This is a genomic window from Bacillus sp. CCNWLW194, from assembly GCF_037120585.1.
In the GTDB taxonomy this organism is placed as follows: Bacteria; Bacillota; Bacilli; order Bacillales; family Bacillaceae_G; genus Bacillus_A; species Bacillus_A basilensis.
Genome location: NZ_JBBBBL010000019.1, coordinates 57,259 through 79,729, shown reverse-complemented (window position 1 = coordinate 79,729; position 22,471 = coordinate 57,259). Strand labels below are relative to the sequence as shown.

Annotated in this window: 19 protein-coding genes; all 19 read left to right on the top strand. The window is 35.8% G+C overall.

The features are described 5' to 3' along the window. Positions 1–8 precede the first annotated feature (8 nt). The 19 genes from V7S50_RS29045 (at position 9) to V7S50_RS28955 (ending at position 22,320) form a co-directional block, all read left to right on the top strand. Complete coding sequence (locus V7S50_RS29045; protein ID WP_336584449.1) at positions 9–1,394, top strand: hypothetical protein; 1,386 nt, start codon at positions 9–11, stop codon at positions 1,392–1,394. 90 nt (positions 1,395–1,484) lie between these two features. Further along, positions 1,485–4,040 carry a VirD4-like conjugal transfer protein, CD1115 family gene (locus V7S50_RS29040; RefSeq protein WP_336376549.1) on the top strand — a complete coding sequence of 852 codons (2,556 nt, stop codon included), beginning with the start codon at positions 1,485–1,487 and terminating at the stop codon, positions 4,038–4,040. 57 nt (positions 4,041–4,097) lie between these two features. After that, positions 4,098–4,307 carry a hypothetical protein gene (locus tag V7S50_RS29035; protein WP_000338017.1) on the top strand — a complete coding sequence of 70 codons (210 nt, stop codon included), beginning with the start codon at positions 4,098–4,100 and terminating at the stop codon, positions 4,305–4,307. A gap of 23 nt (positions 4,308–4,330) precedes the next feature. Continuing rightward, positions 4,331–6,904, top strand: a complete 2,574-nt coding sequence (locus V7S50_RS29030; protein ID WP_336584448.1) for a pLS20_p028 family conjugation system transmembrane protein — start codon at positions 4,331–4,333, stop codon at positions 6,902–6,904. 47 nt (positions 6,905–6,951) lie between these two features. After that, complete coding sequence (locus V7S50_RS29025; RefSeq protein ID WP_001258281.1) at positions 6,952–7,239, top strand: DUF5592 family protein; 288 nt, start codon at positions 6,952–6,954, stop codon at positions 7,237–7,239. Between the two features lie 14 nt (positions 7,240–7,253). Continuing rightward, positions 7,254–8,063: a hypothetical protein gene (locus V7S50_RS29020; protein WP_336376551.1), complete on the top strand. Its 810-nt coding sequence runs from the start codon at positions 7,254–7,256 to the stop codon at positions 8,061–8,063. A 15-nt stretch (positions 8,064–8,078) separates the two neighbouring features. Continuing rightward, a complete protein-coding gene (locus V7S50_RS29015) occupies positions 8,079–10,016 on the top strand; it encodes a VirB4 family type IV secretion system protein (RefSeq protein WP_336376552.1) in 1,938 nt (645 codons plus the stop codon). Positions 10,017–10,020: 4 nt separating this feature from the next. Continuing rightward, positions 10,021–11,148: a bifunctional lytic transglycosylase/C40 family peptidase gene (locus tag V7S50_RS29010; RefSeq protein ID WP_336376553.1), complete on the top strand. Its 1,128-nt coding sequence runs from the start codon at positions 10,021–10,023 to the stop codon at positions 11,146–11,148. Positions 11,149–11,175: 27 nt separating this feature from the next. Next, on the top strand, positions 11,176–11,754 hold the full coding sequence (locus tag V7S50_RS29005) for a MerR family transcriptional regulator (protein WP_098955204.1): 579 nt from the start codon (positions 11,176–11,178) through the stop codon (positions 11,752–11,754). A gap of 21 nt (positions 11,755–11,775) precedes the next feature. Beyond that, on the top strand, positions 11,776–12,672 hold the full coding sequence (locus tag V7S50_RS29000) for a hypothetical protein (RefSeq protein WP_336376554.1): 897 nt from the start codon (positions 11,776–11,778) through the stop codon (positions 12,670–12,672). A 259-nt stretch (positions 12,673–12,931) separates the two neighbouring features. Next, positions 12,932–13,192, top strand: a complete 261-nt coding sequence (locus tag V7S50_RS28995) for a hypothetical protein (RefSeq protein WP_016513356.1) — start codon at positions 12,932–12,934, stop codon at positions 13,190–13,192. Next, positions 13,185–14,375, top strand: coding sequence for a MobP2 family relaxase (mobP2, locus tag V7S50_RS28990; RefSeq protein ID WP_098606550.1), 1,191 nt, complete (start codon positions 13,185–13,187; stop codon positions 14,373–14,375). Before V7S50_RS28995 ends, mobP2 begins: the two co-directional genes overlap by 8 nt. 3 nt (positions 14,376–14,378) lie before the next feature. Next, the gene (locus tag V7S50_RS28985) at positions 14,379–14,822 is read left to right on the top strand and encodes a hypothetical protein (protein WP_336376555.1); all 444 of its coding nucleotides are present in this window, start codon (positions 14,379–14,381) and stop codon (positions 14,820–14,822) included. A gap of 42 nt (positions 14,823–14,864) precedes the next feature. Then, positions 14,865–15,140 (top strand): hypothetical protein, encoded by a 276-nt coding sequence (locus tag V7S50_RS28980; protein WP_074651534.1) that lies wholly within the window; start codon positions 14,865–14,867, stop codon positions 15,138–15,140. Continuing rightward, a complete protein-coding gene (locus V7S50_RS28975; RefSeq protein WP_336376556.1) occupies positions 15,133–17,649 on the top strand; it encodes an LPD25 domain-containing protein in 2,517 nt (838 codons plus the stop codon). The genes V7S50_RS28980 and V7S50_RS28975 overlap by 8 nt, the downstream gene beginning before the upstream one ends. A gap of 145 nt (positions 17,650–17,794) precedes the next feature. Then, positions 17,795–17,929 (top strand): hypothetical protein, encoded by a 135-nt coding sequence (locus V7S50_RS28970; protein ID WP_255255171.1) that lies wholly within the window; start codon positions 17,795–17,797, stop codon positions 17,927–17,929. Between the two features lie 15 nt (positions 17,930–17,944). Next, positions 17,945–20,602 (top strand): type IA DNA topoisomerase, encoded by a 2,658-nt coding sequence (locus V7S50_RS28965; RefSeq protein WP_336376557.1) that lies wholly within the window; start codon positions 17,945–17,947, stop codon positions 20,600–20,602. An 85-nt stretch (positions 20,603–20,687) separates the two neighbouring features. Continuing rightward, positions 20,688–21,665 carry a DUF3991 and TOPRIM domain-containing protein gene (locus V7S50_RS28960; protein WP_336376558.1) on the top strand — a complete coding sequence of 326 codons (978 nt, stop codon included), beginning with the start codon at positions 20,688–20,690 and terminating at the stop codon, positions 21,663–21,665. Further along, the gene (locus V7S50_RS28955; RefSeq protein ID WP_336376559.1) at positions 21,658–22,320 is read left to right on the top strand and encodes a restriction endonuclease; all 663 of its coding nucleotides are present in this window, start codon (positions 21,658–21,660) and stop codon (positions 22,318–22,320) included. The genes V7S50_RS28960 and V7S50_RS28955 overlap by 8 nt, the downstream gene beginning before the upstream one ends. Positions 22,321–22,471 lie beyond the last annotated feature (151 nt).

The following is a 22,471-nucleotide window of genomic DNA, read 5'->3' as shown; positions in this document are numbered from 1 at the left end:
AGAATAACATGCCTTTAAATTATGAGAATCTGTACAAAAAAATGGGAATTGTTTTTCTTGGTGGTTCATTGATATTAAGTACGACAGGTTGCAGTTGGTTTGGAAGTAAGGAATCATCAAAAAGTAAATCAGCTATTACAAAAAAAGTAGATAAGAATAAGCCGGATGAAAAGAAAGAAGATCTGAACAAAAATGATTTTGAAGCAATTACAGAAAACGCAATTCAAAGTAAGGATAATGAAGTTGCTTATGTACTCGAAGAGCTGGATAAATCAAAAATTAATTTTAAAGAAAAATCTATTGTAAGTAATCTTCAAAATGGGGATGACACCACTTCTCGTGTTCTAGCACTCTTTGATAAAGAAACAACAGATAAAACACTTCAAGATACAACAAAAGATAATGTGATTGCAGCTATTACAGATAACAAGCCACAAGTCACCGTGAATGGAGATCATTTTGCATTCGGTGATCAAAATATTGATTCTTCAGTAGCGAGTATAGGTGATATTCTTCCACCAGAGAAGAAACCAGATACAATTGTGAACCCACCAATTATAACGGAGGGTGAGAATGGTAATACGGAAAATACAGGGACAGAAAAACCAAAGCCACCAATAGAGCCGGAAAAACCAACAAATCCAGAGAAGCCGACAGAACCAGAGAAGCCAACAGAACCAGAGAAGCCAACAGAACCAGAGAAGCCAACAGAACCAGAGAAGCCAACAAATCCAGAAAAACCAACAGAACCAGAGAAGCCAACAGAACCAGAGAAGCCAACAGAACCAGAGAAGCCAACAGAACCAGAGAAGCCAACAGAACCAGAGAAGCCGACAAATCCAGAAAAACCAACAGAACCAGAGAAGCCAACAGATCCAGAGAAACCAACAGATCCAGAAAAGCCAACAGAACCAGAGAAACCGACAGAACCAGAGAAACCGACAGAGCCGGAAAAACCAACAGAACCAGAGAAGCCAACAGATCCAGAGAAGCCAACAGATCCAGAAAAACCAACAGAACCAGAGAAGCCAACAGAACCAGAGAAACCAACAGAACCAGAGAAACCAACAGATCCAGAGAAACCGACAGAGCCGGAAAAACCAACAGAACCAGAGAAACCAACAGATCCAGAGAAACCAACAGAACCAGAAAAGCCAACAGAACCGGAAAAACCAACAGAACCGGAAAAACCAACAGAACCAGAAAAGCCAACAAATCCAGAGAAGCCGACAGAGCCAGAAAAGCCAACAGAACCGGAAAAACCAACAAATCCAGAGAAGCCAACAGAACCGGAAAAACCAACAAATCCAGAGAAGCCGACAGAACCAGAGAAAACAACGAATCAAGAAAAGCCAGTTCTGAAACAAAATGAAAAGATGGTAGCGAGTAAATAAAGAGAAACCAACTGATATTGCCGAAAAGGTACTCATAAAAAGAGTACCTATTTAATTTGAAGCTAGATTGAACAGAGGTGATACTTTGATATGTATAGTGAAAAGATATCAATCAAATATAAATTAGCTGAAAAAGAAGTACTCATTCCATTGAGTGCTTTTTTGTTTGTTGGAATGTTTTTGATCGCTAATTTTTTACTCAACTTATCTTTAGAGCTGATAGAAACAACATTTAGTGATTTATTACATCCTAAACCATTTCATATGGAGGTAGGATTTCTTTTTCAGATGCCAATTGCAGAACATCCAATTTATTACATGCTTGTTTTCCTTGTAGTGATTGGAACTATAGCGAGAACAGTGTACAAATTGAAATCGTCCTTTAAAAACTTAAATAATCATCAGAAAGGATCTAGTCGTTTTACAACAGTTGAAGAGCTGAAAAAGCAGTATCGAGCTGTACCGGATCGAGAGGAATCGTTTAAAGGTGGCGGTGGTGTTGTTATTTCACGATTAGGTGAAAAGGTATTCATTGATGATAGTCCGGTAAATAATTTAATCATTGGTACAACACGCTCTGGTAAAGGGGAAACCTTTGTATTTCCTACAATTGATGTCTATTCTAGAGCGGAACATAAGCCATCTTTAATTTTCAACGATCCAAAGGGGGAATTGTTCAGCGCATCGAAAGAAACGCTGGAAGAACGAGGGTATCATATTGAAGTTTTGAACTTGTTAAAGCCACTTGATTCCATGAGTTATAACTTATTGCAGCTTGTCAAAGATGCTTATAAAGATGGGGATTATTCAACGGCACAGGCATTATGTAAAACACTCTCACACACTTTGTTTTATAAACCAGGTGTTAAAGATCCTTTTTGGCAAGATTGTGCTATGAGCCTATGCAACGCTATGGTTTTAGCTATAACAGATAAATGTATTACAGAAGGAACAGAAGAAAAAATAACGATGTATGCAGTAGCTAACATGTTATCAGAACTTGGTTCGAAAGAAATAATAATAGATCCAGAGGAACCACCTAAAAATGCATTAGATTTATACTTTGAAGGCTTACCAGCGGATAGCGTTGCGAAAATGCAATATGCAACTTCTAATTTCTCAAAAGGGCAAGCAAGAGGTGGGATTTTCACTCAAACAATGAACGGACTTTCTATTTTTACATTTGATGAAATCGCTAAAATGACAGCGAAAAATAGTGTGGATTTAAAACGTGTCGGTTTTGGAAAAACGATAAAAGGAAAAGTGACACCTAGAAAACGAGTGGAAATTGTATTTTCAGATGGCTCAAAGGAGTCTATCAAAGCAGATATTACAGGACGTTTTGCATTAGATTTTAAACAATCAATACAAGTTGGAGATACCATTCAATGTAATGAAAAGGAAAATCCTCAAACGAAAACATCTATTATTGTTACAAAAATAGATAAAAAAACGGGTCATACAGAATTTAAAGTAATAGAAGAAAATGAAGATATGGAAATAACAAAAGTGGATTATTTCGATAAACCAGTGGCTATTTTTATGATTACACCAGACTTTGATTCTTCGAATCATGTGATTGCTTCTATTTTTGTAAGGCAGCTTTATTTTATATTGGCAAAGGGTGCCTCCCTCGCTCGTGGAGGGAAATGTCACCGTGAGGTGGTTTTTTGCCTGGATGAGTTTGGTAATATGCCAAGTATTGAAGGGATGGCGAATATTATCACGGTTTGTCTTGGTAGAAATGTTCGCTTTAATCTTATCATTCAAGCATATTCACAATTAAAAAATAAGTATGGTGAGGATGCAGATACGATTGATGGAAACTGTGGGAATACCATTTACATTCTAACTAACGATCAAGAAACCGCCGAAAAAGTGTCCAAAAAACTAGGGAATCAGACGATTAACCTACCTTCTCGAAGCGGAAAAGGTCTTTCTACTGATAAAAATAAAACGGAAGGTCTAGATCAACGCCCACTGTTAACAGCAAATGAACTTATGAATTTTAAAGAAGGAGAAAGTACCGTTATTCGTGTTATAAAACGTCAGGATAATAACAGAAAACGGATCAGACCTCGCCCAATTTATAATACGGGAGAAACAGCCTTAAAATACAGATGGGAGTACTTAGGCGTAGAATTCGATACAGATAAATCTATTTTAGATATAGATATTGATTCCCTACATGATGACGTAAATCCAAATTCACTCATTGTAGATTTTTTAGGAGAAAGAAAGGAAAAACCATCAGAGCCGGAACAGGAAGATTTACCACCAGTAGAGACACCACAGCCAATAGAAGAACCAACAATGATGGGAATTGATGATGATATTCCGGAAGGGGCATTTCAGCAGGAAGATAGCCCATTTGATTCTCTTTCCATTGAAAATTGGAAGGAAAAAACGGTTAATGAATTTTTTGAATCTGATTTAGCGGTTTTGAAACTGGTTGATAAGTTCTTTTTAGCGCAGTTAGGCAAGTCATTAGATGAAGTTGAAAATCAAGAAATGGGCGAGTTTTACAGTGAATTTCAAATGTTAGCTCACAATGACCACATCGACAAAAGTGTTTATCAAGCAGTCGAAAACAAGATTAATCGAATCTTGCGTGACTTAGAAGAAAAAGAACAAGTAACAAGTTAGAAAGCACTCAAACGATTGAGTGCTTTTTTGAATCCAAATAAAAAGGAGGAAGAGGAAATGTGTGTACCGACAATCACGGATAAAATGCAATTGATTTTAGATAGTTACTCGCCATTTGTAACAGAAGAAAATGAGGTCATTCTTGGTTTAGAAGATGCGGTTCTTTTCCTTTCAGTAGATCGGGAACAAAAAGGGAAATTGATTATTCGTATTGACAGACTGAATGAGAGAGTGAATTGGACAGCAAAAGAAGTGTTAGGACAATAGCAAGCATGAGAGGAGGGTAAATAGTGAAAGATGAAGAGATTTTAAAAGTTTTAGAATCGTTCTCGGATTATCTTCAAGTGGGAGACATCGTGAATTATGTATTGCGTTGGCTAGGATGGTTCCTAATTGTAGGCTTATCTTTAGTTGTAGATGCTTTAGAAGGTGTGACAGATGCAATTCTGGGGATTAAAGGATTCTTTAATTCACCGGAAATACAAAATTTTGTTGATATGTTATATCCATTGTTTGTCGTTCTTTTAGCCATTTCGTTTTTATATATTGGCTACATGTTTATTATGAACAAACAAATGAATCGTTCTCAAATTATCATCAATATTTTCATAACATTGAGTGTACTTTGTTTATTAAGTACTGGTATGACAAAGGTTGATAAGTTCACCGATGATGCCATAGCAGTTGTAAAATCAGAACAAAAAGGTTCCTTAAGTGATGAAATTATTAAGAAGAACATAACGGATATTGCAGTAATAGATCAAAATGGATGGAAAAAGAAAGAAGATCTGAATCCGAAAAATAATATTCCAGAAAAAAATATTAGACAAATAGATATTACAGAAAAAATTGATTCCGATTTCAAATTTACAAAAGACAAGGATTTATCAGATGGTGGTCAAAAAATCCTACAGAATAAAAGGGTGATGGATGCGTTAGGAGTTGCATCTTTAGCTGAATTAAAAGATGGATGGTTTGATTTCTTTCCAGAAAAGTATTATCGCTGGCATTGGAATTTCTGGAATATATTCTTTACTTTACTGATAACAGGATTAACTTTGTTATTGGTGAGTATTAAACTAGCTAGGTTATTTTATGAATTAGCATTTAACTACTTGTTAGCGAACATATTAGCACCAGCCGATATTGCGAATGGTCAAAAGTTAAAAGCTGTATTATCTAATATCCTCAATATATTTATAGCAACGATTATGATATTCCTATCTTTGAAGCTATATATAATGGGAACGGCGTTTCTCCATGACAAATTAAGTGGTGTTCCATATCTTATCGCATTAGCCGCATTTAGTATGGCAGTTTTAGATGGCCCGGCAGTCGTAGAAAGGTTATTCGGTATTGATATTGGATTAAAGAGCAGTTGGGGTATGTTAGCAGGTGGTTTCGCACTTGGTAAAGGAATTGGCAGTCTTGCAAATTCCAAACCAATGAAGGGTCTAGGAAATATGATTGGAAAAGGGGCGAAAGGTGCAGCGGAAGGAACTGGTGTTGCGGCAGCTAAAACAGCAAGTGCGGCAGCAATGGCAACAGGTGGCATGACTGGTCTTATAAGTGGCTTGAAAAAAGGGAATGATTCCGAAAATAAAGAGTCCTTGCAAGATCAAATGAAAAAAGCGGATCAGAAAAAAGCTAATGGTAATGATTTAGCGAAAAAAGAAAAAGAAAAAGGGAACTTAAATAAGGAAGAAGGTAAAAAGAATGGTGGTATGCCATCTATTCAAGAAGATATGAAAAAAGAAGGGAATGAAAATCTAGGGGTAGCAAATGGTCAAGAATCGGGAACAGCTAGTCTTCAAGATGAAATGAAAGAAGCTGGAAAAGCACAAGGAGCAAGTGAAGGAGTTCAAACACCAGGAACAGTAAGACAAGGAGCAAATGAAGGAAGTCAAACACCAGGAACAGTAAGACAGGAAGCAAATGAAGGAAGTCAAACACCAGGAACAGTAAGACAGGGAGCAAATGGAGGAGTTCAAACACCAGGAACAGTAAGACAGGGAGCAAATGAAGGAGTTCAAACACCAGGAACAGTAAGACAAGGAACAAATGAAGGAGTTCAAACACCAGGAACAGTAAGACAAGGAACAATTGAAGGAAGTCAAATACCAGGAACGGTAAAACAAGGAGTGAGTGAAGGAGTTCAAACACCAGGAGGCGTAAGAAAAGGAGCAAGTGAAGGAAGTCAAATACCGGGAATAGTAAGACAAGGAGCAAATGAAGGAAGTCAAACACCAAGCCCGACACCAGTAGAAACACCAAGATTCGTACCAAGTGGAAGTAGCTCGGCACCAGTGGAAACACCAAGATCTGTATCAAGTGGAAGTAGCCCGGCACCAGTGGAAACACCAAGATCCGTACCAAGTGGAAGTAGCCCGGCACCAGTAGAAACACCAAGATCTGTACCAAGTGGAAGTAGCCCGGCACCAGTGGAAACACCAAGATCTGTACCAAGTGGAAGTAGCCCGGCACCAGTGGAAACACCAAGATCCGTACCAAGTGGAGGAAGCCCGACACCAATGGAAGCGCCAAAATCAGCACCAAGCGGAGGAAGCCCGGCATCAGCCGACATCGTAACGGTGACACATAGTAGCCCAATTATTCCTTATGAAAGTGATAAAGAAGTGGCAGCAAGTAGAGGTCAAGAAACACGGACATTAGGACAATATACAACCGAAAAAGTTAAAAATACTACATCATCGGTGAAACAAAAGGTAAGAGGAGTGCAAGAGCGCATTCATAATTCGGAAACGGTACAGAATACAAAGCGTTTTTATCAGATGGGTCAAAATACGGGTAAAAGTTGGAGAGATATTGTAAACAAAAATAAAAAGAATACGGATAAAAAATAAGCGTAATCGTACGCTTATTTTTTATTGTCGAAAAGGAGGAAATCCCGATGAGAAGCTATCGGATTCCGAAGGAAATCAGTACAGAATTACGGATTAATAAAGTGCTTTATTTAATAGATTTCTTTTTATTAATTGGTTTATTAGTTGTAACGATGATTCTTAGGAACTTCGTACATGAGTCCTTTCAGTTACCATTTATTCTTTTCATGGTAGCTATTGCAATTATCATGATTTGGCGACCAAGTACGAATCCTCAAAAACGAATGTATGAGGTATTGATTATTACTTTGCTAAGAAGAAAAGGTGCATATTGCGCCATTGATAACGATCAATAAGGGAGGGATCACATATGGCGTTATTCAGCGAAAAAGATGTAGAGAAAAAAGAGCCAAAACAACTAGAAAGACCAAAAAAAAATACATTTCGATTTAACGAAAAAAATGTAAAAGAATCAATTTCTGAACCAAAAGAAATTGTTAAGGTGGTACCCGACAAAAAGAAAGAAGAAAAATCAAAGGTAGAACTAAAAGTAAAAAAACAGAAGAAAGAAAAGCCAAAGAAAGACGTTTCGAAAAAGAAAAATCCAAAACTGTTAGGTTTTTTATCTAGAAAAAAGAAAGAAGCACCACCAAAGGTAAAGAAAAGTATTGCGGAAATTATGCAAATTGTAGACATGACAGAGGATGGCATATTTGAACTGAAAAATGAGGAGTTTTTAGAAATTCTTCAAGTGGAAGGTGACGACATGTTCTCTAAGAATAGCGACGAGCAAGCATTTGTTATTTTCTCACATGCTTATTTTTATCAAGCCTACAAACAGTCCATTAAACTCGTTTTTTTAAACTTCCCATGTCAAACAACTGAACAACAACGTTATATAGAGAAAAAAATTAAAGAATGTACCAGTCCTTTGTATGAACGAATTTTAAATCAAAAGTTAAAAGAACTTCAGTTTTTAGAATGGGGCAGAACCAATCGTGAAGCCTTCTTATTTATTTATGGAGAAACGGAATTAATCGTAAAAGAACGTGTAGATGCAGCAAAGCGATATATCAAGCGCTCTACCGAGCTATTAGAGGTGGATGAAGAGAAAAAGTTAGAGCTTATGTTTAAATTGTTTAATCAAAATGCAAAATTAGGAACGAAAAATATATGGTAGTAAGGGGGAAACAATATGTTTGCGTTCAAAAGTAAAAAATCCAAAAAGGAAAAACAAGAAGAACTAAAAAAGAAGAAAGGTTACAACCCTTATTTAGTGGCTAGAGTTCAGCCCCAAGGGGGAATTAGTTTTAAAGAAAGTTATTTTCAAACAGGTGATGGATTAGGTACTTGCATTCATGTCTATGATTATCCAACAGAGGTAAATGATTTTTGGTTAGAGCAAATTATGAATATGCCAAATGTTATCACAACATTAGATGTCATGAGTGATGACCGAAAAGAGGTTGTTGAATCGATTAATAAATCCATGAGTGAACAAAGTGTTCGGCATGATACAGCGAAGGATAATATAGATCGGATCGATGCGAAAAATGAATTTTTAGAGCTAGAAGCTCTCTATACGGATTTGAAACAAGGTGAGGTCATGAAACGTATTCACATTCGTATTTATGTTTCCGCTAGAACAATAGATGAGCTAGAAAAACAAGTAAAAGAGATCATGGAAACATTAGAATCTTATAACTTTCGAGGAGCTGTCTTTTTAAATGAACAAGAGTATGAATGGGATGCACTCGTAACGAGCTTTGATACACAAAAAAATTATGTGAACCGAAGAAAAGGGAAAGAAATTCCGGCAGTCAGTTTGGCTGGTGGGTGTCCGTTTCATTATTCATATTTGCACGATCCATACGGTACGTATTATGGAACAACGAAAACAAAAGGAAATGTTATTTTTGATATTTTTCATAAAGACAATCAAAGAAAGAGTTATAACGGTGTAATGGTTGGAAAGTCTGGTGCGGGTAAATCAACATTGTTAAAAAAGAAAACGGTGGATTATGCAAGTAAGGGTCACTTTGTTCGGGTATTTGATGTTGTAGAAGAGTTTACAGATACAGTAGAAGAGCTAGGTGGAAAGACAATTGTGTTAGATGGATCACAAGGTCAGATTAACCCACTTCAAGTATATAAGACAGCAGAAAGTGAGGAAGTCAGTTTTACCCAGCATTTATCTAAACTGACAATTATTTATCGGTTCATTGCACCAGAAGCAAAAGATGATGAAATTAAAGAATATGAAAATTTACTTCGTAAACTATATATTCGTATGGGATTATGGAATGACGAAAAAGGAGCGAAAAATGAAATTACAACAAGAACACCAAACGAGTATCCCATTTTCTCAAACTTTTTATCTTTTGTTCGTGATGAATTATATGAGGATGTAGAAAATAGAAAACACCATGAGAATTTAGGAGAAAGCAGAAAACATCGTTTAGAGTTGATTGAATTGAATCTTGTAAATTTAGTAGAAGCATATGCAGAATTATTTGATGGGCCTACTACAATTGAAGATTTCAAGAAAGAACAGGTTGTATCTTTTTCTTTACGGAATATATCCAGTTTTAAACCAGAGGTATTCCAGGCACAGATTTTTAATGTGTTAAATCTCCTTTGGAATGAAATGATTTCAAACGGTGCGCCTCAATTAAAAGCCTTTAACAAAAAGCAACTTGCGTTTGAAGATGTAGTTCGTTATTTCATTATTATTGACGAGGCACATCATATCATAAATACGAAAAAAGAAAGCGCCCATGCGCTACAATTTTTAACAAAACTTAGTCGTGAAGATCGAAAATATTTTGCAGGTCTTTTATATGCAAGTCATACAATTCGTGATTTTGTTCCGGAAGGATCTTCACAAGAAATGATTGACGAAATTAAAAAACTTTTTGAACTTACACAGTACAAATTTATCATGCAGCAAGATAATAACAGTTTAGATATGTTACGAAAAGTATTTGCAGGACAGTTAAGTGAAAGTGAGATTGCAGCGATTCCACATTTGCCAACAGGGGATGTCATCTTAAGTATTGGGGCTGTAAAAAACATTCATTTTCATGTAGAAGTAACAGATGAAGAATTGATGTTATTCGGGGGAGGTGCTTAATACTATGCATCTAGTTTTAAAGATTATACCAAAGAAATGGCTCATCACTTTAGCACTACTTGTGATGGGTCTTTTTTCATTTCTTTTACTTGGAGTAGTAAGCATTTTTATTGCGGCAATGGGGAGTGATAGTGGAACAGACACGGGTGATATTACGTATACAGGTGAAGGGCAAGTCATGAATGTTTCGCCTGAAGTTTTAAAATGGGAACCTACGATTCGAAAGCATGCGAAAGCCTTTGGTGTGGAACCATTTGTCGCTTTAATGCTTGCTCAAATGATGCAAGAAAGCGGAGGGCGTGGCAGCGATCCGATGCAGAGTTCCGAGGGTGCATTTAATACGAAATATTGTAAAAAACCTAATTGTATTACAGATCCAGATTACAGTATCTGGGCTGGTGTACAGGAGTTTAAACATGCGATAGAAAGAGCTGGTGTAACAAGTCCTGGTGACATGGATCATATCAAAACAGCCCTTCAGGCGTACAATTTTGGAACAGGATTTTTTGATTTTATTAACTCCAATGGGGGTAAATATACAAAGGAATTAGCCATAAAATTCTCACAGCAGCAATACAAAAAAGTAGCTCACACAGGAATGTATCATTGCCTTAGACCCGAAGCTGTTCCGTTTCAAGCGTGTTATGGGGATATATTGTACGTTGATGCGGTTTTGAAATATTATCAGCCGGGTTCTGTTGTTTCTGGTGGTGGAGGCAATTCTGGAAGCGGAGGAAGTAGCGGTGTAAAAGTTGTTGATGTTGGTCGTCCATTGATAGGAAAAAGTACTTATGTTTTCGGTGGAGGACGAAAGCAAAGCGAGATTGATAGGAATATATTTGATTGCTCTAGTTTTGTACATTGGGCATTTAAGCAAGTAGGAAGAGAGTTAGGACCTGTAACGGATGTTAATACAGAATCACTGAACAAAATTGGTCAAAAGATATCGCCAAATGATATGAAACCTGGTGATGTAATATTCTTTGATACTTATAAAAAAGATGGGCACGTTGGTTTTGTTGTAGATAAGGATCATTTCATTGGTTGTCAAACAAATAAAGGAGTATCTATCGAAGATTTAAATAATCCGTATTGGAAAAAAGTATTTACTGGTCATGTAAGAAGGTTCTAAAAATCAAAAGAATAGGAGACTGAAGGAATGAAAGATAAACGCAAATTTTTGTTTATTGTGTTTGTAATTTTAGTAGTAGGTGTGACAGCTTTTAATATCTATTTGAGTAAAAAATCAATGAGTGATGGCAAAGAAAAACAGTTAAAACTTTCAAATGAATTACTAACAAAACAAAATGAAGACTTAAAAAAACGACTTGATAAGGTACTTCCTTCCGCACAAGAGCAACAGAGAAGGGCGTATTTATCGACAGCCGAAACGTTTATACAATTATCATTTCACAGAGAAAAAGAAGGGTACAGTGAGCGAAAAGAAAAGGCAAAATCCATTATGAGTGAAGAACTTTTACAACAATTCTATCCAACAGATAAATACGAATTAGGAGATACGTATAAAACAAAACCAATAGAAATGAAGTTTTATTTACAAGAAAATGAACCAGATAAAGAGGAGGTAAATGTACTAGCCGAATTTATAAATGTCACGACAGATTCAACGCAAAACCGAGAAGAAAAAGTAAACAATGTGTTACGAATCATCATGAAAAAAGAAAATGAAACATGGCGAGTTACAAGTGTAGAAGAGTTAAATATGAAAGTTTTATAAAGAAAAAGGTGGGGTGAGAGTGTGATAGGAGCGATTGGTAAGAAGAGTGAAAGAATCAATCTAAGAAAAAATAAGTCGTGGATCTACTTAACAATTATCAGCTTTCTATTTTTGGGTTTTTTCGCTTTCTTGACATCAAAAATTTACATGCCAAACGATGAAAAACTATTCCATACAGAGACAAATAAAGTAATTAAGTTGTCGGGTATGGGGAAATTGATTGTAGAGAAAAGGGAATACAATCCACATAAAAACTTTATACAAATTTACTTTCAATTAGAAGGATATGAGGAAACAGGATATACATTTAAAGCACAGCAAAAAGCAAATCCAGGTGTTCAATTACCTGTCAAAGTATTGTATGAGGAGAACGGAAAATACGTAGTAGAAGTAAAAGACTTATCTCCGAATTGGGGAGCGTTAGCTTTCGATATTTACAATAAAAATGGTGAAAAAGAACAAATGGATATTCGTAAATTCACACAAGATGTGAACGAATCTGAAGAAGAAAATGCAGCAACAAAAAGTCCGAATAAATTAGTTCAGACGATTTTTACCGATCAAAGAAAAACAAAAGCGAATGACGAACTGATAGCTGAAGATAAAAAAATATATGAGCTAGATTTTATAGAAAGAGACAAAAAGGATATCGAAACAAAGATAAAAAATTATGGGAAAGCAATCAAGCTGGAAGAGGAAAGTGCGAAGACAGTTTATGAAAAAGTAAAAGAATTACAAGATGAAATGAAGTACCAAACTGAAGCAGAAAAAACGGAAACACAATCAAAAATAGCATCCTTAGAATCTAAAATAAAATCATCAGAAAAGAACGTGGAATTGTTTAAAGGGGAACAAAAAATTGCACGAGATAAGATCAAAAAGTTAGAGCAAAAGGAACAAGAAATTAATAAAAAGTGAAAAAAGATATAGGGACATAATGGGGACATTGAGGTGAAATAAGGGGACATGAAAGGGACGTTAAGAAAAAATAACGGGACATGATGGAGACATTAATAAAAAAGATAGGGACGTAATGGGGACATTCAACTTCTTTCCTTGTTCCCATCGTTTTGCTAGGCTCCGCCTAGCTTCACACCTTAGGTGGGAACAAAAACCCCTTATGCTCTTCTCACTATTTTTTGATCTCTACCCAGATTTGCAGAAAGGAGAGGGAAAAGTGGAAATCAGAATTAGAGAAGTAGATCCAATTGCCGTAAAGAAAATAGATGAAATCGCAAAAAGGAAAGGATTATCCAGGCAAAAATTTTTGAAAGCTCAAATTGAAATGCTGGCATTTTTTCAGCAGCAAAATAAAAGGGAAATGGAGTTAGAAAATCTCATTGAAAAGAACATCCATATGATGAGTGATTGTTATAGCGCAATGGAAAAAATGAATGAGTTTATTCAAATGATGATGCAGGATGTTGAAAATGAGTAATGCGGTTCCTGTTCAATCTTCCGTCACACCGGGTGTTGTTTTAAAAACGAAATTTGTGTTACCAAGTTCCGATGCGTTTCAGAACTATATTGATTATGTAGATCGGGAGGAAGCGAAAAGTGAAGTGAAGTTGAATCCGAAAATGTTCGAAACGTATCAAGACTATATGGGGAATTCAGAAAAGACATCGGCACTATTTACGGAACACGCAAATCGTTTAACAGAAAGTGAAAAAAAGTCCTTAAAGGAAATGTTTAAAACCGCTCATGAGAATGGAAGTATCATGTGGCAAGATGTCATTTCTTTTCATAATCCCTGGTTAGAAAAACAAGGGATTTATGATGAGAAAACAAAAACGTTGGATGAAAAAAAGTTAATGGATGTAACACGGCTTGCGATGAAAGAAATGCAAAAAAGAGAGGGGCTGGAAAAAAGCTCTATCTGGTCGGCAGCCATTCATTTTAATACGGATAATATTCATATTCATGTCGCAACTGTTGAGCCATTTCCAACGAGAGAACGTGGCAAAAGAAAACCCAAAACGTTAGATGCGATGAAGGGGAAAGTCGTAAATAATTTGTTAGATCGTAAGCAGGAACAAAAACAAATTAATGATCTAATTCGAAACAATATGGTGGGAAGGAAAAAAGAAGATTCCGTTTTTGATTGGCGTAATCAACATTTGAAGCCATTGTTTTTACAAATCTATAAACAGTTACCAAGTGATAAAAGACAGTGGCAATATAGCTACAATACGATTCAACCATTAAAGCCGCAAATTGATGAATTAAGCAGTCGGTATATTCAACATCATCATAAAAAAGATTACGATCAGTTTCTCAAAAAGTTAGATAAAGAGGTGCAAGTCTTTAAAGAAGCTTATGGGGAAGGAAAGTATGATAAGAAGCAATATGAAAATTATAAAACGAATAAAATTAATGACCTATATAAAAGAATGGGTAACGCCTTTTTACAAGAAATGAAGGCATATGATAAAGAACAAAAAAGAATCCATCACATGAAAAAATCAAAGTCATTTCGAAAATTTCAGCAGAATGTATCTATTCAGTATTCTATGAGAAAAGTGGAAGGCGCTTTTAAAAGTGAATATGAAAGTTGGAAAAATCAAAAGTATTATGAGCGTATGCAAAGGGAAAATGCATATGAAAATGAGAGGGGTTAGATCATGGAGAATAAAAAAATACGAATGAAGTTATCGTTGAATGAAAATGTCCATCAATACATTCAAGACTACATGGATGAAAATAATATTACTCATCCTGGTGATGCTATATCGAAAATTTGTATGGAACATCAAGCATCAAAAAATATAGAGTGGTCATTGAATTATATTTCTGAGGTTGTATCAAAAAATCTACACGATGTGCTGAAAAATGAGTTAACAAAGATACGTCTTGGTGCAAATAGTGCGGATAGAAACACACAGGTTTTAATTGAGTTATTAAATGGATACTTTTTTGCTAATGACTTGGATTTAGAAAGTATTATTACAACAGATAAAATTGAAGTGGGGGGCGTGAAGATGGCAAAAGAAGTCGTAGCGGAACGCATCAGTAATGCACGACAAAAACGTTTAGATTATGAGGCATCAAAGAGCAATGTAATGTAAGCTACATTGTTTCTTTTTATAAAAAAACAGGAGGTTAGTAGGATGTTATTATTTCATGAAGATATGGCATTAGGAGTCATTAAAGAAATTGGAGAAGATGATATTGTGTTGCTTGTAAAAGAGGAAGAACTAACAATTAAAATTACAAGAGAACAAGTGAGAGAACTTGCAGTTCATGTCATGAATCAAGAGAATATGTTAGTTCCGATCAATGTGAAAACTCATGAGCTTTTCTTTGATACAGCTGAGAGATGGAATGAAGAAGAAATGGAGGAATTACAAAAAGCGAGTGAAAGTGTAGGAGAAGAATATGAGTAAAAGTTATAAGAAAAAGTATCAAAAGAAATCACCGGAAGAAAAAAGAGAAGAGGTTCAAGCTTTAACAAAAAAGATGGAAAAAAACGTAGAAGGCTATTTTCGTACACCAGAAGATATGAAAGAATATTTAACGTTTATGGCAAAGTTTTATAAATATTCACCACAAAATGTTTCGTTAATACAAGCACAATTTCCAGGAGCCCAAGCAGTGGGCTCTTTTTCTTTTTGGGAAAAAGCAGGCTTCCCTGTTGTTACAGGCGTAGGACATAAAGGAATTAAAATTCTTGTTCCAAACAGAACTGTAGCAAGATTTAAGGACAAAAAAGGGACATGGAAATCCGTTACAAAGGCAAACGAAGATGAGAAAAAACAAATTGAATCTAAAAGTGTAGAAGTGAAACCAGGTCGCTTATATTTTGCTGTCGGCCATGTGTTTGACGTGTCCCAAACAAACGCAAAAGCGGAAGATCTACCTCGTATTTTTCCGAATCGTTGGCTAGAAGGAAGTGTTACAGATTACAAGAGTTTGTATAAAGGAATGGAAGCCATTGCGGAAAAAAACGGTGTAAAAATTATTGAGCCGAAGCAAGAACTTGGGGTCGCAAAAGGGGTTAGTTACACCTTAACAAAAGAGGTTGCTTTAAATCCTAGAAACAGTGAATTACAAAATGTAAAAACACTTCTTCACGAATTGGCTCATGCCAAACTTCATACAGCAGAGACACATATGAATTACACAGCACCAGAAAAAGAGTTTCAAGCAGAAATGACAGCTTATGCCGTTTCTTCTTATTTTGGGATTGATACAAGCGAATATTCCTTAGGGTATTTAGCGAGCTGGACACAAGGAAAAGAAATGAAAGATAAAACCAAGTTGTTGAAAGAAGTACATGAAACTTCGATTGAATTTATTGAAACAATTGAAAACACACTAGAAAAGGACAAAGAACAAATAAATGAAAAAGAGGTGGAAAATATGGCAAATAGAAATGAAAAGCAGGACGAAAAAAATATTTTGTTGGTTGAATTTATGAGTTTAAGTAACACGACACAAGAACTTGTTTCCGTTACAGAGTTAAGGGAACAAGCGGATAGAAACAGAGCGTTTGAGCCGGTAGAAGGCGCAGAAAAATTGAGTGATAAAGAATTTATTGATGCATTTAACGAAGCGAATCAAGAAAAGTATGCAGCACTAAATCAAAATGAAATAAATCGTCCAACTATGTTAGTTCAGTGGAGCGAAAACGAAAATTTTAAGGGTAGTCAGTTGATTCCATTTGGAGAGGCCAATGAAAAAATGGCAGAAGTCATTAAAAATATTGAAAAAGCAAAAGAGGAAGCAAGAGAAAGGGATGAATACGTACCATATGATAAAACTCGTTATCATATTGCCATTCCAAAAGAAGTAGATAGAGATTTTGGGAGAATGGAGCTTGTGAGTATGGATCGTTTGGATATGGGGGATGGGGACTACAAGACACCGTATGAACAAGTATTAAACGAGAAAAGGTATTTATCGGATGAAGTAAAACAAGCGTTACGAGATGAAGTGATGAATTATAGAAATAACAAAGAAAAACCGATGGAAAAAGCACAAGAAAATCCATTAGAAAAACCGAAAGAGACACCCAATCACTTAGTTACAATTGAAGTATTAGCAAACGGTATACAAGATGAAGAACTGGCAAGAATCCACATGATGGATGCAGTTACGAAAGATATCAATTATTTGTCTGTATGGAATCAAGATAAAACAGATCGGGACGATTTATACGTTTCCCTAATGGAAAAGAACGGGAAACGAGAAAATGTCTATTTAGATAACATTTTGAAACCAGATCTATATGAAAAGGTTCAGAGTTCTATCTTTGATGGAAGAGGGAATTTGTCATTTGTTGTTTATGAAAAGGATGCAAATATGAGTCTAGATGAATTGGTAAAAGATGAACGATATGGACACTTAGTTGATAAAGCAGAGGCACAAAAAGATTACTCATTTAATGAAAAAGAAGTGGAATTATATAAAGAAATGAAAAAGGAAGGATATGCACCTATTGTCTCTTTAGATCAACAAATTCAACCTTCAAAAGAAAAAGAATCAAATACATTAGATAAAGACTTAAGCCGAAAATTTGAAGCATACAGACGTTCACAATATGAAGAAACACCAGATAATATTGATAGTATTGTCGCTTGTGTAAAAGCTGAAGAGCGATATTATACAACAAAGTATGTTTCGATTGATAATGAGTTGGTAAGCCAAGAACACGTTGTGAAATTAGAAAATCGGGTGGATGAGAAACTTGGGAAAGAAGGAATAACGGTGAATCAGTCTACAACTTCAAATGAAATGGATGTAGATAAAAGTTTTCAACCATTAAACGGAAAACAAACGAACAACAAGGAAAAAGAAAAGGAGCGAGAGCCTATTGATCCAGGTAATGTAGACCAGTCAAGGATTACAAAGAAATCAAGTAGAAAAAGAGAAACAATGGAAATGGAACGATGAAAAATTGTATAGCAGGAACGCCAGATTAAATCATTTTTTGTTACTCAATTGAGAAAACAGAAAGTGATTTTTTTATATCTAGAAATGAAAGAGGGTAAAAGGAAAAGCCCTCTTTCTCATTTGTAAAACGAAAGGAGAGAATGTCATGAATGTATGGCTGTTTGCGAGCTGTATGTTCCTTGTAGCAGTCTTTTTGAACACATTGTTATTATTCGTTCACAGAATGATGAAAAAACGAAGAAATAAGAAATGGAAGCGTAAAACTGAAATTGCAGATTAATAGGAGGGACTACGTATGGGAAAAACGTTATTTATTGCTGAAAAGCCAAAGGTAGCTGTTGAATTATTAAAATCACCTAGATTTAGAAACTCACAAAGGTATCCAGGGAGCAAGCCGTATTATGGCTACTATGAAAATGAAAAATACATTATTAGTTGGTGCCGTGGGCATTTATTAGAGCTAAAACATCCGGAAGAAATGGATGAACGATACAAAGAATTCAAATTTGATCACTTGCCAATTATTTTAGAGCCGGAATATAAAGCGAAATCGGATAGTCTTGAACAAATTCAGATATTAGTGAAGCTTTTAAATCGTCCGGATGTAGATCATGTGGTCAACTCCTGTGATGCGGATAGGGAAGGTGAGCTTATCTATCGTGAGATAGTTGAACATGCAGGTGTGGACAAACGAGAATCCCGTCTTTTTATCTCTTCCTATGAGGCCGCAGAATTAGAAGGAGCCTTAAACCGATTAGAACCAGGAACAGACTATGACGGGCTTGCGCAATCCGCTAAAGCAAGGCAATACCTGGACTATATCCTAGGAATTAATGTTACAAGGGGCTGTACATCCAAACTAGCAAGAAACCAATTCTTATTGGCTTCTGGTCGTGTTCAAATGTGTATCTTGAATGAAATCCGTCAGAGAGAAGTCGCTATCCAAAACTATAAAGAACAAACCTATTACAATTTAAAGCTACTAACAGAAAATGGTTTATCACCAGTAATGAAAACGGAAGATCAACTGATAGATCCATCGCCACTACAAAAGCTTGGAGATAGCTTGAAAGAAACGAATGTAATTGTAACGGAATTTAAAGAAAGCAATAGAAAAAAGAAACCAAAATTATTATATAACTTAACGGATATCTACAAAGATGCTCACGCCAAACTGAAGATAAATGCGGAAACAGCAAAAAAGCATATTCAGAGTTTGTATGAAGAAGGCTTTATCACATATCCTCGTTCTTCATCCAGGCACTTACCTACAGAACAAGTGGAACGAGTGAAAGAAGTAATGGCAGCATTAGAAAAAAGTTCCTATGCAAATCTCGTACAACAAGTAACTCCATCTTCTATTACGAAAAAACATTCTACTTTTAATGATGAATTAGTCAGTAGTCACTTTGCCATCATCCCAACAACAAAATTATATGTCGGGACCAACCGAGATCCATTAGAAAAACAGTTATATGACTTAATTGTAAAACGATTTATCGGGAATTTTATGAAACCAGCAATCTACCTGGTAAGAGAAGTACATTTTATAGATCAAGAGGGCAACACATACAGTACAAAAGAAAAAATCCTACAAGAGAAAGGGTTTCTAAGTGTGTTTCAAGAGGATATAGAAGAGGGGTCAGTTGAAGCATTCCAGATACCTATTTTACAAGAAGGAGATTCTTTTAGAATCGTTCAGTATGACTTGATTGAGTCTCGAACAAAGAAACCAGCCTTTCATACGGAAAGTTCCATTTTAACCTTTATGGAGACGGCAGGGCGTAAATTAGATGATGAACATTTGAAAGAACTTATGAGAGGAAAACGGATTGGGACAGTCGCAACGGAAGAAACGTTTATTCCAAAACTGTTAGAGCGAAGCTATATTGATGTTACCAACAGTCAGATTCGAACCACTAATATTGGTCGTGCGTTTATAGATGCTTTTCCGGTAGATGAAATCAAAAATCCAGCATATACGGCTGAAATGGAAGGGATGATCTACATGATCGAAAAGAATGAAATGAAATATGAGGAATTTGTGGAGAAAACAAATACGTTTGTAAAAGACACGGTGGAACAATTAGGTGCAATCGATGATAAGGTGTCGGATAGCATTATTAATACTTGGAATCAGCAGATTGAGGTGTGTAAATGCCCTTGTAGAAAAGGGAAAATCCTTCATAAAGGAAATTTCTATGGTTGCAGTAATTATCCGGAATGTGAAATCTCCTTACCGAAAAAAATTAAAGAAAAAGCGATTCCGGAAGCGCAAGCGAAAAAGCTTTTTGAGGATAAAAAAACAGATCTTTTAAAAGGATTTAAGTCCAATGAGAAGGAGTTTTCCGCTTATCTCGTGTTACATGAAGGGAAAGTGAAATTTCAATTTCCAACGCAAGAGGAGCTGTCATTTGGCAAATGTCCAAAATGTAAAAAAGGGGATATGCTTCATCGTAAAACATTTTATGGATGCACGGAGCATAAAAACGGATGTGATTTTATGTTACCAGCCAAAATGAAAGGGAAAGCAATCCCTGGTAATCAAATGAAGAAGCTACTTCAGTATAAAACAACGGATTTTATCAACGGCTTTCAAGGAGAAAAGGGAGAATTTACAGCAGCTATCTATATGGAAGCGGACGGAAGTTTGAAATTCCGTTTTCCAACGACTGAAGATCGTACCATTGGTAAATGTCCATTGTGTAAGAGTAGGGTTCTTGTAGGGAAAAGTAACTACTTATGTGAGAAATACAAAAAAGGCTGTGACTTCATTATTTTTGGTACATTCTCTGGTAAAAATTTAAGTAGTAACCATGTGAAAAAGTTATTAGAAAAGAATGTAACGGATCAGATCAAAGGATTTATCTCAAACAAAAACGGGAAAAAATTTGACGCTCGTTTATCATACAGCGTACAGGAGAAGCGATTGAAATTCTTATTCGGCAAATAAAAATTGAATGTATGTAAAAGAGGACTAGGAAAGGGAATAGTCCTCTTTTTTATTTCATTTTATAGAGTAAAGGGGGGATTCCGTAATGGCACGTGTCAGTACGGAGGATGCGATGAAAGCAAGAAAAGTAGACTTGATTTCATATCTGGAAGCAAAAGGAGAAACATTTAAGAAAGAAGGAAACTATTATCGTCATACGGAGCATGACAGTCTCATTATTAAAGGGAATCAATACGCCTGGAATAGTCGTGGGGAAAAAGGGTATGGAGCGATTAGCTTTGCCATGATGTACTATGACATGACATTTCCACAAGCTGTGATGGACATCCAGAAGGGGGACTACAAAGAGTTTAATCGTTCAAAAGCTGAAGAAGAACGCAAAAAAGAGCAGCAGCCATTTAGTTATCCCAAGCACCTGGAAGTAAATAAGCAAACAGAGATTAAAGAATATCTGGTTAATGAACGGAAAATAGATCCTCGCTTGGTGAATTGGCTGATTAAAAAGGATCTTATCGCCCAGGATAAGAAAAATAATGTGGTGTTTAAATGGAGGGAAGAAGGAGGCAAAGGGCAAGTCATTGGTATGAACCGTCAAGGTACAGTAAAAATGGAGAATAAAAGAGGAAGCTTTAAGCAAATTGTCCCGAATTATGAAAAAATCAATACCGGTTTTACGGTTGATGTAGGTAAACCGGATAAGATTTATTTTTATGAAGATCCAATCGATATGTTATCTCATTGGAGCATTAAACAAAATAATATCCAAAACGCTCGCCTGGTTTCTATGCATGGATTGAAATCAAAAACAGTAATTCAATCTTTAATGGATGCGAAAAAAGAAGGGCACGATATTAAAGAGGTCATTATGGCAGTTGATAATGATAAAGCCGGGAAAGACTTCATTCAGACAATGAAATGCTTTGTAGATCTTAAAGAGGATATCCCAACGAATGAAAAGGATTGGAACGATGTCCAGAAGAAACAAGTGAGTGAGCAACAGACAAAAGAAACAGCCCAACCAAAGAAAATGAAACCAATCAAAGAGGTGGAGCGAAGTGTCTAATCTACCAGAAATGCCAAACATATTACAAATTTTGATATATGGTTTTATCCTTTATGTTCTTTTTCGTATTTGTAAATTCATGTACCGAAAGATCCAGGAGCGAAGAATATTAAAGCGAATGGCTAAGTCTGGTATTCGTTATATAGACAAAATGGACGGATATCAATTCGAAGTATACTTAAAAGCTCTCTTTCGAGAGTTGGGTTATTCTCCAACAGTCACAAAACAGTCAAATGATTTCGGAGCGGATCTGGTATTGAAGGGGAAAAATCGTATTGTCATCCAGGCAAAACGCTATGGGATGAAAAATAGAGTCGGCATTAGTGCCGTACAAGAGATATATGCAGCACAAGCCTATTACAAGGCAAATGAAGGCTGGGTTGTAACGAACAGTGTGTATACAAGGCAAGCGAAAGAATTAGCGGAAGCTTGCAATGTAAAACTAATAGATCGTGTAGAACTTCAGAAATTAATTAATAAAATCAATCCCGAATATTCGGCTGAAGATGTGTATCAAGGGGTAAAACCTGCAGATCGGAAATGTCCAACATGTAAACATGATTTAGTCATTCGAAATTCGAATAAAACAGGTAATAAGTTTTTTGGCTGTTCACAATATCCCACATGTACACATACGGAACCAATTAATTCATGAGCTGTGATGAAAATCCGGCTCTTTTTTTATTTGTTTAAAGAATACATGAAAAAAATCAGTTTAACTAAAAAAATGACCCTTCAGATTTTCTTGTATGAGGTTTTGAAGGAGTTGTTAATATAATAAGTCGTATTTGTTATAAAAACGCATG